Annotated in this window: 1 protein-coding gene; it reads right to left on the bottom strand. The window is 72.9% G+C overall.

Annotated elements, in window-relative coordinates:
- Positions 1-24 precede the first annotated feature (24 nt).
- Positions 25-14,133, bottom strand: coding sequence for a type I polyketide synthase (locus ACZ5NW_RS29390; protein WP_468746983.1), 14,109 nt, complete (start codon positions 14,131-14,133; stop codon positions 25-27).
- Positions 14,134-14,318 lie beyond the last annotated feature (185 nt).

Below are 14,318 nucleotides of genomic sequence, written 5' to 3'. Positions count from 1 at the left end.
GGCTCTCCGGTGTGGCGGGGGACATTAGGAGATTCCGAGCTCGTTGTCGATGAAGGCGAAGACCTCGTCGTCGCTCGCCGACTCGATGCGTGTCGTGACGGTGGAGTCCGAGGTGTCCTCGGCTGTGGACTCGGCGGCCTCGTTGAGCCTCAGGAGGGCGTCCTGCAGACGGATGGTGAGTGCCGTCCGGGCGTCCTCTGACAAGGTGTCAAGTGCTGTGTCGAGACGGTCGAGCTCGGTGAGTACGGCGTGATGGGCCGTGGACTCTCCGGGTCCGAACGCCTCGTACAGATGCCTGGCGAGCGAGGCCGGTGCCGGGTGGTCGAAGAGGAGCGTGGTGGGCAGGCGCAGTCCGGTGGCCGTGATCAGACGGTTGCGGAGTTCGACCGCGGTGAGCGAGTCGAAGCCCATGTCGAGGAAGCCGCGCCCGGCCTCGACCAGGGCGGGCGAACCGAGACCCAGGACCGCCGCGGCATGTGTCCGCACCACGTCGAGCAGGGCCTCGACGCGCTCCTCCTCCGACAGGGCGCCCAGCCGTTCCCGGAGCGCCGAGGCCGCCCCGTCCGCCGCCGCCGGGGCGGCGCTCGGACGTGCCGGGGCGCGGACGAGGCCGCGCAGCAGCGGAGGCAGGTCGCCGGATGCGGCCTGCCGCTGAAGCGCGGCGAGATCCCAGCGCGCGGCCAGGACGAACGGTAGGCCCTGTCCCGGCGCGAGTGCCGCGTCGAATCCCGCGAGCCCCGCGTCGCTGCTCATGGGAAGCAGACCGGACCGAGCGAGCCGGTCGCGGTCCACGCCGCCGAGAGCCGCGGCCATACCGCTCTCCTGCTCCCACAGGCCCCAGGCGATGGACACGCCCGGTCGGCCCTGCGCCCTGCGGTGCTCGGCGAGGGCGTCGAGGAATGTGTTGGCGGCCGCATAAGCCGACTGACCCGCCGTGCCGAGGCTTCCGGCGGCGGACGAGAAGAGAACGAAGGCGGTGAGATCCAGGTGCGCCGTGCAGTGATGGAGATTCCAGGCCGCGTCGGCTTTCGGACGCAGGACCGCGTCCACCCGTTCGGGAGTCAGCGTGCCGACGGTGGCATCGCCCAGCACGCCCGCCGCGTGGATCACCGCGGTGAGGGGGCGCTCGGGCGGTATCGCGTCGACGACCGCGCGCAGAGCCTGCGCGTCAGCGGCGTCGCAGGCCACCACGGACACCGTGACAGCACCGTCGGAGGTCAGTTCCGCCACGAGTTCGGCGGCCCCCTCGGCGGCCTCGCCCCGTCGGCTGACCAGCAGCAGATGGCGTACGTCGTGCTCCGTGACCAGATGACGGGCCAGCAGGCCGCCGAGGGCTCCGGTGCCGCCGGTGATCAGTACGGTCCCCGACGGGTCGAACGGGGCTTTCGCGCCCGCGACTTCGTCCGAAGAAGCGCCCACAGCGGAACGCACGATCCGGGGAACGAGAACCCTTCCGTGGCGCACTGCCAGCTGGGACTCGCCGCTCGCCACGGCATCGACGAGCCGCTCCAGGTCCTGACGGCCGGGCGCGTCAGGGCCGTCCTCGGGGTCCAGGTCTACGAGGACCAGGCGGCCGGGGTGCTCCGTCTGGGCCGCACGGAGAAAACCCCACACCGAGGAGGCCGCCAGATCCCGGAGTTCGTCCTCGCTCCCGGTGGACACGGCTCCCCGGGTCACGACCACCAGACGCTCCTCGGGACGGCCTGGCGACGGGTCGTCGCTCTTCGCGAGCCACTGCTGTACCTGCGCGAGTGTCCGGTGCAGCAGCCGATGGGTCTCCGCTACGGGCGAGTCGTCGGCCGGAGCCGCGGAAGCGGCGGTGAGGAGAGTGAGGTCGGCCGCCGTGATCCTCGTGTCCCCCGTGCCGGAGGTCTCCGCCAACGGCGTCCAGTCGATACGGGCCAGCTCGGCGCCGGCCCCGAGGTTCGCGGAGGCCGCCGCCACCTGCTGCGCCGAGACCGGACGTACGGCGAACGACTCGACCGTCGCCACCGGCCGACCGTCCGTATCGGTCAACTCCAGAGAGAATACGGCGGGTTCGGCGCCGTCGGTGGACTGGGCGGATTCGCCGGCCGTGAGTCGCACGCGGAGGGTGGAAGGCCGAGTGGAGTGGAGCGTCACGCCGCTCCAGGAGAACGGCAGCAGGATCTGCGGGGCCTGCTCCCCGGTGCTGAGGAAGACCGTGTGCAGCGCGGGGTCGAGCAGCGCGGGGTGGATCAGATGACCGCCGGGGGAGAGTTCGTCGGGGAGGCGGATCTCGGCATAGACGGTGCTGCCCTGCCGCCAGGCGGCGCTCATCCCATGGAACGCGGGGCCGTAGCCGAGTCCGAGATCGGCGAGATGCCGGTACAGCTCCTCGACATCGACCGGCGTGACGTCGCTCGGCGGCCAGGCGGTGCCGCTGTCGCCCGCGTCGAGTGGCTGAGTGGTGGGCGGGGTGGTGAGGGTCCCCGTGGCATGGAGGGCCCACTCGGAGCCGTATGTGGAGCTCTCGGGCTGGGAATGCAGGGTGAACGTCGTCTTGTCGTCGTCGCCGTCGCCGGTGGGGGCGGTGGTGAGACGGAGCCGGGTTGCTCCTTGCTCGGGGAGGGCGAGGGGCGCGTGGAGGGTGAGGTCCTCGATGTGGTGATGGCCGATGTGATCGGCGGCGTGGAGGACCAGGTCGAGGATGGCGGTGCCGGGGAGGATCGTCGTGCCCAGGACGGTGTGGTCGGCGAGCCAAGGGTGGTCGTTGAGGGAGAGGCGGCCGGTGAAGAGGTGGGTGTCGTTGGGGAGTTCGGTGGTGGCGGGGAGGAGGGGGTGGGTGGTGGGGGTTTGGCCGAGGTGGATGGCGTTGGTGGGGGTGGGGGTGTGGTGGAGCCAGTAGGGGTGGTGTTGGAAGGGGTAGGTGGGGAGTTCGGTGCGGGTGGGGTGATGGGGGGTGTAGATCGTGGACCAGTCGACGGGAACACCGTGGGTGTGGGCGGTGGCGAGGGCGGTGAGGAGGGTGTGGTCTTCGGGTTTGTGGGGGTGGAGGAGGGGGACGGCGACGGCGTCGGTGGTCGTCCGGGTGAGTGTGGTGAGGGTGCTGTCGGGGCCGAGTTCGATGTAGGTGGCCTTGAGCTGCTCGATGGCGGGGTGGAAGCGGACCGCTTCGCGGAGTTGGCGCGTCCAGTAGTCGGGGGTGGTGAGGTCGTTCGGTCCGGCCGCTTCTCCGGTGAGGGTGGAGACCACAGGGATGCGGGGCTGGTGGTAGGTGAGGGTTTCGGCGACGGCGTGGAAGTCGTCGAGGATGGGGTCGAGGTGGGGCGAGTGGAAGGCGTGGCTGACGTGCAGCGGTGTTGCCTTCCGGCCCTGCTCGGCGAATACGGCCGCGATCTTGGCGACCGCGTCGGCGTCGCCGGAGATGACTGTGCTGTTGGGGGTGTTGAGGGCGGCGATGGTGACGCCGTCGTGGTCGTCGAGTGCGGTGAGTACTTCTGTTTCGGTGGCTTGGATGGCGGTCATGGCGCCGCCGGTCGGGAGGTCGTGGAGGAGGCGGGCGCGGGCGGCGACGAGGGTGCAGGCGTCGTCGAGGGTGAGGATGCCGGCGGCGTGGGCTGCGGCTATCTCGCCGATGGAGTGGCCGATCAGGTAGTGGGGTGTGACGCCGAGGTGTTGGAGGAGGCGGAAGAGGGCTGTCTCCAGGGCGAAGAGGGCGGGCTGGGTGTAGAGGGTGTCCTGAAGAAGCCCGGCCTCCTCACTGTCGTCATCGGCGAACATGACGTGCTTCAGGGGTATGTCCAGGTGCGGGTCGAGCAGGGCGCACACAGCGTCGAGGGCCTGGGTGAAGACGGGTTGGCTGTCGTACAACTCCCGTCCCATGCCCAGGCGTTGGCTGCCCTGTCCGGCGAAGAGGAACGCGGTCTTGCCTGTTCCGGTGGCTGATCCTCGTACGAGCCGGGGATGCTCGTCCCCGTCGGCCAGCGCGTCGAGTCCGGACAGGAAGTCGTCCCGGTCCTCGGCTACGACTGCGGCCCGCTGCTCCAGATGCGCCCGCGTGGTGGCGAGGGAGAACCCGATGTCTGCGGGCCTGAGGTCGCTGCTCGCCAACTGCCTTACCCGGGCTGCCTGCTTCCGCAACGCACCCTCGGTCTTCGCGGACAGCACCCACGCCACCGGCCCACCCGGCGAGGGCGTCACCCCGGCCGCCGCGGCTTCCTCCTCCGGTGCCTGCTCCAGGATCACGTGGGCGTTGGTCCCGCTGATCCCGAACGACGACACCGCCGCTCGCCTGGGCCGGCCCGTTTCCGGCCAGTCCCGCTGCTCATCCAGCAGAGCGACCGCTCCCGCCGACCAGTCGACATGCGGAGTCGGCTCGTCGACATGCAAGGTCTGCGGCAGTACCCCGTGTCGCATCGCCTGGATCATCTTGATCACGCCGGCGACGCCGGCTGCGGCCTGTGCGTGGCCGATGTTCGACTTGATCGAGCCCAGCCAGAGCGGCCGCTCGGCATCCCGGTCCTGACCATAAGTGGCGAGCAGCGCCTGTGCCTCGATCGGGTCGCCCAGACTTGTCCCCGTGCCGTGTGCCTCGACGGCATCCACCTGATCGGCGGTCAGTTGGGCGCTGTCGAGGGCCGCGCGGATGACGCGTTGCTGGGAGGGGCCGTTGGGTGCGGTGAGGCCGTTGCTGGCGCCGTCCTGGTTGACGGCGGAGCCGCGCAGTACCGCCAGGACCGGATGACCGTTTCGGCGGGCGTCCGACAGGCGCTCCACCAGGAGGAGGCCGACGCCCTCGGCGAAGCCCGTGCCGTCGGCCGAGGCGGCGAACGCCTTGCAGCGGCCGTCCGCCGACAGGCCGCGCTGGCGGCTGAACTCGATGAACGTCGCTGGTGTGGCCATCACGGTGACGCCGCCCGCGAGGGCGAGATCGCACTCGCCGTTGCGCAGTGCCTGGGCGGCCAGGTGCAGGGCGACCAGGGACGACGAGCAAGCCGTGTCGACACTCACCGCGGGGCCCTCGAAGCCGAAGGTGTACGCGATGCGGCCGGAGGCGACGCTGCCGTGGCTGCCGTTGCGGAGGTAGCCCTCCAGTTCCTCGGGTGCGCGTTGGAGCCGGCCGCCGTAGTCGCCGTACATGATGCCGGTGAAGACGCCGGTGCGGCTGCCGCGCAGGGATCGGGGGTCGAGACCGGCGCGCTCCAGGGTTTCCCACGCGGTTTCCAGGAGGAGGCGCTGCTGGGGGTCGGTGGCGAGGGCCTCTCGCGGGCTCATGCCGAAGAAGTCGGCGTCGAAGTGGTGGGCGTCGTCGAGGAAGCCGCCGACGCGGGTGTAGACGGTTCCCGGGTGGTCGGGGTCGGGGTCATACAGGGCGTCCAGGTCCCAGCCCCGGCCTGACGGGAAGCCCGAGCGGGCCTCGCCGCCCTCCGCGACCAGCCGCCACAGTTCTTCGGGGGAGCCGATCCCGCCGGGGAAGCGGCAGCCTATGCCCGTGATGGCGATGGGGTCGGAAGAAGGGGTGGTCGCCGACCGCGTCGACGTGGTGGCCTGTGCCGGGGAGCCGGTGAGTTCGGCGTGCAGGTGACGGGCGAGCGCGCCGGGCGTCGGGTGGTCGAAGACGAGCGTGGCCGGCAGCCGTACTCCGGTGGCCGCGGCCAGCCGGTTGCGCAGGTCGACCGCGGTCAGCGAGTCGAAGCCGAGGTCCTTGAAGGCCCGTTCGTCGGCGATGCTGTCGGCGCCGCCGTGGCCCAGCACGTCCGAGATCTGTCCTCGGACGAGCGTCAGGACGGTCTCCTCCTGCTCGGTTTCCGGCAGGCCCTCCAGGCGGGCGCGCAGGGCGTTCGCGCCGGTGGGCGCGCCGGCCGACGTGCGCCGTACGGTGCGTACGAGGCCGCGCAGCACGTCGGGCAGCGTTCCGGCCGCCGAACTCGCCCGCAACGCACCGGCGTCGAGGCGCGCGGCGACGAGAGCGGCCTGGTCGGTGGTGTGCGCGGCGTCGAAGAGGGACAGCCCCTCCTCGGCGGAGAGCGGTACGAGGCCGGTGCGGGCCATGCGCGTACGGTCGGCGTCGCTCATCCCGGCGGTCATGCCGGAGGAGTCCTCCCACAGGCCCCAGGCGAGTGAGCGCGCGGGCAGGCCCAGAGCGCGGCGGTGGTGGGCGAGCGAGTCCAGGAAGGCGTTCGCCGCGGCGTAGTTGGCCTGGCCCGCGCCGCCGATGGTGCCGATCACGGAGGAGAAGAGCACGAACTCGGTGAGGGGGAGAGACCGCGTGAGGTCGTGCAGCAGCCAGGCGGCTTCGGCCTTGGCCCGCAGGACGGTGTCGAGGCGTTCCGGGGTGAGGGAGCCGATGACGCCGTCGTCGAGGACGCCGGCCGCGTGCACGACCGCGGTCAGCGGGTGTTCGTCCGGCACGGACGCCAGCAGCGCGGCGAGAGTGCCGTGGTCGGCCGTGTCGCAGGCGGCCACCGTGATCCGCGCGCCGAGTTCCGTCAGCTCCGCGACGAGTTCCTCGACACCGTCGGCGGCGAAGCCCCGTCGGCTCGCCAACAGCAGGTGCCGGGCGCCGTGTTCGATCACGAGGTGCCGGGCGAGGAGCCTGCCGAGGGTTCCGGTGCCGCCGGTGATCAGAGTGGTGCCGTTCGTGTATCCGGCGCCGGCGCCGGGCGCGGAGGCGTCCTGCTCGGTGAGGGCGTTGTCCTGCGGCAGGTCGGTCCGGGCGAGCCGTGGGGCGAGGGGCACGCCCCCGCGTATCGCCAGCTGCGACTCCCCGGCGGCGAGCGCGCCGGCCACCACCGGCAGGTGTGCCGCGTCCCATGGCCCGTCGACGTCCAGCAGGGCGAAGCAGCCCGGATGTTCGGTCTGCGCGGAGCGGACCAGCCCCCACACGGGTGCCTCGACCGGTCCTCGTACGGCCGAGGCGTCCCCGGCATCGAGGGCATCGTCGTAGCCCGCCGTGCCGATCGCGCCCTGCGTGACGAACACCAGCCGTGACCTGCGCAGCGACTCCTCGTGGGCCAGCCACTCCTGGACGAGGCCGAGGGCTTGATGGGCGGCGGTCCGTGACTGCGCGAAGGAGCGGTACGCCGCTGCCGCACCCTCGTCCGCCGACGCCGCGTCCTCTTCCGCCGACGGCGAGGCGAACACGTACGCCGGCGCCGCCGCACCCCCCTCGACGGCCTCCAAGACAGCGGCGAGCCCCTCCGTTCCCCGGACGAACAGGACGTCCTCCGCCCCGAAAGGCGGCGGCACCACGGAACCCTCCACCGGCGACCACACCACCCGATGCAGACCACCAGCGCGCGCGCCCCGCCCGTCGCCGAGCCGGTCCACCGCGGCGGGGCGCAGGGCCAGGGCCTCGACGGTGGCCACGGGCACGCCCGAGGGTGTGGCGAGGTCGAGGGTCACCGTGTCCGTGTCCTGCCCGGTCGCCGTCCAGCGGACCCGCAGCGTCTGTGGTCCGGCGGTGTGCAGGGTGACGCCGGTCCAGGAGAAGGGGAGCCGGAGGCGGCCCGTCGCGTCCGCGCGAAGAGGGCCGTCGCCGAGGGCCAGTGCGTGCAGGGCGGTGTCGAGCAGCGCGGGATGGACGGCGAACCGTGCCGCGTCCGACCGTAGTTCCTCGGCGAGCGCCACCTCCGCGTACACACTGTCGCCGTGCCGCCAGGCGGCCCGCAGCCCCTGGAACGCCGGCCCGTACTCGTAGCCCTCGTCCATCAGCCGCTCGTACAGGTCGTCGATCGCGACGGCCGTCGCACCCGGCGGGGGCCATGCCTCGCCGGGCTCCACGGGCCGCCGCCCGCTCGCGGTCAGCGCCCCCGTCGCATGCCGGGTCCAGGCCGGGTCCTGCCCGGCGGCGGCCGATTCGGGCCGGGCGTGCACGGTGAGCGGACGCCGCCCGGACTCGTCCGGTGGGCCCACTGCCACCTGGAGCCAGATCTCGCCCTGTTGGGGCAGTACCAGCGGGCTCTCCAGGGTGAGGTCGTCGAGGCGGTCGCAGCCGGTGTGCCCGGCGGCGCACAGGGCCAGTTCGACGAAGGCGGTGCCCGGCACGACCACGGTCCCGGACACCGCGTGGTCCTCCAGCCAGGGGTGGGTGCGGCGGGAGAGGCGTCCGGTCAGTACGACCCGGTCCTCGTCGGCGATCTCGACGGCGGCGGCGAGAAGCGGGTGGTGCCCGGTGTCGGACAGACCGAGGCCCGCCGCCGACCCGGCCGCCAACGGCGCGGTGAGCCAGTGTCGTTCGCGCTGGAAGGCGTAAGTGGGCAGATCGACGACGCGCGCCGTGCCGTCGTAGACGGTGTGCCACGGCACGTCCGCGCCGTTGACATGGATCTCGGCCAGGGAGGCGAACAGCCGCCGCGGGCCGCCCTCGTCCCGGCGCAGCGAGCCCGTCACGACGGTCGGCGCCGCCCCCTGGGTCGCGTCGATCGTCTCCTGGAGGCCCACCGTGAGCACGGGATGCGGGCTCGACTCCACGAACACGCCGTACCCGTCGCGGAGCAGGGCCCGGGTGGCACGCTCGAACTCCACGGTCTCCCGCAGATTCCGGTACCAGTAGTCGGCGTCGAGTTCCCCGGTGTCGACCGGCTCGCCGTACACCGTGGAGTAGAAGGCGACGTCGCAGGAGCGCGGCGCGATCCCGGACAGCAGGTCCGCCAGGCGTTCCCGGATCGCTTCCACATGGTGCGAGTGCGAGGCGTAGTCGACGGGGATCCGGCGCGCCCGCACCCCGTCCGCCGCACACTGCGCGAGGAGCTCGTCCAGCGCCTGAGGATCACCCGATACGACCGTGGAGGCGGGCCCGTTCACGGTGGCGACGCCCAGCCGCCCCGGCCAGCCGCCCAGAAGGGCGCGGACCTCGGCGGCGGGCAGCGGCACGGAGACCATGCCGCCGGTCCCGGCGAGGGCGACCAGCGCCTGACTGCGCAGCGTGACGATGCGGCAGGCGTCGTCGAGCGTCAGCGCCCCGGCGACGCAGGCCGCGGCGATCTCGCCCTGCGAGTGGCCGACGACGGCGTCCGGTCGTACCCCGAGGGAACGCCACAGCTCGGCGAGCGACACCATCACCGCGAACAGCACCGGCTGCACCACGTCGACGCGATCCAGGCCCGGAGCTCCCTCGCGGCCCCGCAGCACATCGACGAGCGACCAGTCGACGTACGCCGACATCGCCGCCGCGCACTCCTCGACACGGTCGGCGAACACCGGGGCGCTGTCCAGCAGTTCGAGGGCCATACCGGCCCACTGCGAACCCTGTCCGGGGAAGACGAACACGGTCTTGCCCAGCGCGCGGGCCCGGCCCCGCACCACACCGGGTGCGGACTCGCCCCGCGCGAGCGCCGTCAGGGCGTCCGAGAATCCGGCACGGTCCGCCGCCACGATCACCGCGCGCTCCTCGAACACCGTGCGCGTGGTGGCCAAGGAGAGGCCGACGTCGGCGGGGGCGAGCCCCGGATCGGCGTCGAGCAGATCACGCAGCCGCCCGGCCTGCGCGGCCAACGCACCCTCGGACCGCGCGGAGACCGGCCACGCGTTGACCGGCCAGGCGGTAAGCGATCGCGTGGAGACCGACCTCGCGGAGGCGAGCCCCCCGGACGCCTCGTCCGTGGCAGCCGGGATTTCTGCCTCCGCCCCTGGTGCCTGTTCCACGATGAGGTGGGCGTTGGTGCCGCTGATGCCGAACGAGGACACCGCGGCCCTGCGCGGGTGGTCCGTCTCCGGCCAGGGGAGGGCCTCGGTGAGCAGGCGGACCGCCCCCGACGACCAGTCGACGTGCGGCGTGGGCTCGTCGGCGTGGAGGGTTCCGGGCAGCACACCATGGCGCAGGGCCATGACCATCTTGATGAACCCGCCCACCCCGGCCGCCGCCTGAGCATGACCGATATTGGACTTCAACGACCCCAACCACAGGGGACGTTCGGGATCGCGGCCGCGACCGTACGTGGCCAGCAGGGCCTCCGCCTCGATGGGGTCGCCCAGCTTCGTACCGGTGCCGTGGGCCTCCACCACGTCGATCTCGGGGCCGGCCAGCCCCGCCGCGGCCAGCGCCTGCTGGATCACGTCCTCCTGCGCGGGGCCGTTGGGAGCCGCCAGGCCATTGCTCGCCCCGTCCTGGTTGATCGCCGATCCCCGGACCACGGCCAGGACACGGTGGCCCTGGCGCCGCGCGTCGGAGAGCCGCTCCAGCACCACCATGCCCGCGCCCTCGGCCCACCCCGTGCCGTCGGCCGACGCCGCGAAGGCCTTGCAGCGGCCGTCGGGAGACAGCCCGCGCTGGCGACTGAACTCCACGAACATGCCCGGCCCGGCCATCACCGTGACACCCCCGGCCAGCACCAGCGAGCACTCGCCCTGGCGCAGCGCCTGCGCCGCCAGATGCAGCGCGGTCAGCGATGACGAGCACGCGGTGTCCACCGTGACGGCGGGGCCGCGCAGCCCGAGGGTGTAGGCGATCCGGCCGGAGGTGACGCTGGTCGTCGTGCCGGTGAGCAGATAGCCGTCCAGCCCCTCGGCACCCTCGGACAGACGGGGCCCGTACTCCTGGGCCGTGGCGCCGACGAACACTCCGGCCGCCGTGCCCGTCAGGGTCCGCGGATCGATGCCGGCGCGTTCCAGCGCCTCCCAGGACGTCTCCAGCAGCAGCCGCTGCTGCGGGTCCATCGCGGCGGCCTCACGCGGGCTGATGCCGAAGAAAGCCGGGTCGAACAGGTCGGCGTCGTAGAGGAAGCCGCCCTCCCGTACGTAGGAGGTGCCGGGGGTCTCGGGGTCGGGATCGTAGAGCGCGTCCAGGTCCCAGCCGCGGTTGTCCGGCAGCGGACCGATCGCGTCCCGGCCCTGCGCCACCAGGTCCCACAGCTGCTCGGGCGAGCCCACGCCGCCCGGGAACCGGCAGGCCATGCCCACGACGACGATCGGGTCGTCGGCCACCTCGGCGGGTGCCGCCGGCGTGAGGGCGCTGGGCGCGTCGGAGGCGTCGAGTTCGGCCTGGAGCCGGTCCACCAGCGCGCGGGGCGTGGGGTGGTTGTAGAGCAGGGCGGTGGGCAGGCGCAGGCCGGTGACCGCGCCGAGCTGGTCGCGCAGCTGCACCGCCGACATCGAGTCGAAGCCGAGGTCCTTGAACGTACGGCCCGTGTCGACCGCATCCGACGTCAAGTGCCCCAGCGCGATGGCCACTTGGGTACGCACCAGCTCATGGAGGAACCGCTCGCGCTCCTGAGGGGGCATGTCCGCGAGCCGGTGGCGCCAGGAGGCCGCGCCGTCCTCGACGCCGGCGTCCGCGCCGTACGGGGCATCGGGCTCCGCGGCGTACGGGGCATCGGACTCCGGGTGGGCCGCCGCTTCGGAGAGGACGGGGGCCGCCGACGCGCCGACAGGCAGCCCCGCCGACCCCATCGGTGCAGCCGGCCCCGCCGATCCAGCCGACCCCGCCGATCCCACCGCCTCCCTTCGGATCTCCGGCCAGAACCGGCGCCGCTGGAACGCGTACGTCGGCAAGGCGACCCGGCGCGGGGTCCACGGGGCGAAGACGGGCCGCCAGTCGACCGGCACCCCGTGCGCGTGGAGTCGGGCGAGCGTGGCGAGGACCGCCTCCGGTTCGGGCCGGCCGGGGCGCAAGGTCGCGGCCAGCAGCGTGCCGGAATCGGCCGGACCGTCCTGGCCGGCCAGGCACTCGCCGGCCATCCCCGTGAGGACACCACCGGGGCCCAGCTCAAGACAGGCCGTCGCGCCGAACTCCCGCAGGGCCAGGACGCCGTCGTGGAACCGCACCGCCTCGCGCACATGGCGGACCCAGTACGCGGGCGAGTCCACCTGCCCCGCGACCGCGAGCCGTCCGGTGAGGTTGGAGACGACGGGAATGCGCGGCGCCGCGTAGTCGAGCTCCCGCGCGATTCGCTCGAACTCGGCCAGCATCGGCTCCATGTGTGGGGAGTGGAACGCGTGGCTGACCTGGAGACGCCGCACTTTGCGGCCCCGTTCCCGCCAGTGCGCGGCCAGCGCCGTGACGGTCTCCTCGTCGCCGGAGATCACCACGGACCGGGGGCCGTTGACCGCCGCGATCGAGACCTCGTCGGTGTGCTCGGAGACGGCCTCGTTGACTTCCTCCTCGGCCGCCTCGACGGCGACCATGGCACCGCCCTCCGGCAACGCCTCCATCAGCCGTCCGCGCGCGGCCACGAGCGTGGCGGCGTCCGGAAGGGACAGCACTCCGGCGACGTGAGCGGCGGTCAGCTCGCCGATGGAGTGGCCGGCCACGACCTGCGGGGTGACCCCCCAGTGCGCGAAGAGCCGGAACAGCGCGGTCTCCACGGCGAACAGCGCGGCCTGCGTATAGGCCGTCCGGTGCAGCAGACCGGACTCGACGCTGCCCTCGTCCGCGAACACCACGTCCCGCAGCGGCCGTTCGAGCAGCGGGTCCAGGTGGGCGCACACCTCGTCGAAGGCCTGCGCGAAGGCGGGATGCGCGCGATGGAGCTCGCGGCCCATGCCCGGGTACTGGCTGCCCTGACCGGTGAACAGCACGGCCAGGCCGCCTTGTTCGGCGGTCCGCCCCTGTACGACGGCCGCCCCGGGAGCACCCTCGGCCAGGCCCCGCAGCCCCGCCATTGCCCCCTCGCGGTCATGGCCCAGTACGACGGCCCGGTGCTCGAAGGCCGTACGCGTCGAGGCCAGCGACCAGCCGATGTCAGCGAGCCGCTCCTCGGGCCGCTCCCGCAACCAGCCTTCCAGAGCGGCCGCTTGCCCGCGCAGGGCGGCGGTGTCCCGGGCGGAGACCACGAAGGGCAGAGGGGCGCCCCGCACCATCCCCGTCGAGTCGTCGGCCGGAGCCCGATCACTGCCCCCCACCGCCGGCGCCTCCGCGAGGACGACATGGCAGTTGGTGCCGCCCATGCCGAAGGAGCTGACGCCCGCGACCAGCGGCAGCTCGGGTGCGGGCCACGGTCCCGCCTCCGTCTGTACGCGCAGCCCCAGCGCGTCGAGGTCGATGTCGGGATGCGGCGAACGGAAGTTGAGGGACGGCACCAGGCGCCGATGCGCGATGCTCAGCACTGTTTTGACGAGGCCGGTGATGCCCGCCGCGCCCTCCAGATGACCGACGTTGGTCTTCGCGGATCCCACCCTCAGCGCCGTGTCCGGGGTGCGCCCGGTGCCGTGGACCGCGCCGAGGGCCGCCGCCTCGACGGGGTCGCCGACCCGTGTTCCGGTGCCGTGCAGCTCCACGTACTGCACCTCGTCCGGGGTGATCCCGGCCCGCAGGCAGGCCAGGCGCAGTACGTCCGCCTGCGCCTGGCTGCTGGGCACCGTCAGCCCCTCGGACGCGCCGTCGTTATTGACCGCGCTGCCCCGGATCACGCAGTGGATCCGGTCGCCGTCGGCGAGCGCGCGCGACAGCGTCTTGAGCACCACCACGGCGCCGCCCTCGCCGCGTACGTATCCGTTGGCGCGGGCATCGAACGTGTAGCACCGGCCGTCCGGCGAGAGGGCGCCGAAACCGGCGGCCCTGGCGGTGCTCTCGGGGCCGATGATGAGGTTGACGCCACCGGCGATGGCGAGGTCGGACTCGCCGCCGCGCAGGCTCTCGCAGGCCAGGTGGACGGCGACCAGCGACGAGGACTGGGCGGCGTCCACGGTGAAGCTGGGGCCGCGCAGACCGAGGGCGTACGAGACACGGTTGGCCAGCAGTCCCCGGCTGGTGCCGGGCAGCGAGTGCGGGGTGAACGCGCCGTCGCGGTGACGGGCGAGCAGGGCCGCGTAGTCGTCGCCGATGGCACCGACGAAGACCGCGCCGGTCCCGGAGCGCAGGGTGCCCGGCACGATGGCCGCGTCCTCCAGGGCCTCCCAGCTCAGTTCGAGCATCAACCGCTGCTGGGGGTCCATCTCCGTCGCCTCGCGCGGGGAGATGCTGAAGAAGCCCGCGTCGAATCCGTCGACGCGGTCCAGGACGGCACCGTGTTCGATACCGGCGGCGGCGGTGGCCTCGGTGCCGGGCGCGAGCCCCGTCTCGTCCGTCCAGCGCGCGCCCAGGGTGCGCGTGACGGCGCTCGACCCCGTCGACAGCAGCCGCCAGAACGCCTGTGGGTCGGGTGCCTGGGGAAGGCGGCAGGACAGCCCGACGACCGCGATGGCACGGGAAGGTCCGTCCGCGTCGGATGACGTGTGATTGCCGAGGCTCGACATCGCTTTGTGCGCCACCTTTTCTGTCCCCGTGTGCCGGCCGGTGCCACTCGGACGGAGAGCGAGCGCGCGGCGGCCGCACACATCCTGATCGTTCTCACACGCTCACCGACGGGCCTAACCGGGCCCTTTGCAGCGGCTAAAGCGCCCTGGACGAAGCCGCCGGAGCATCGGAGCGCCGGAGCCCC

The organism is Streptomyces sp. NPDC032126 (assembly GCF_055580085.1).
Note: the sequence above shows the minus strand (reverse complement) of the source record. Positions and strands in the feature narration are given on the sequence as shown.

Bases quoted from the DNA above. Each gene is read 5' to 3' on its own strand.
- ACZ5NW_RS29390 (WP_468746983.1), bottom strand. From the start codon at position 14,133: ATGTCGAGCCTCGGCAATCACACGTCATCCGACGCGGACGGACCTTCC.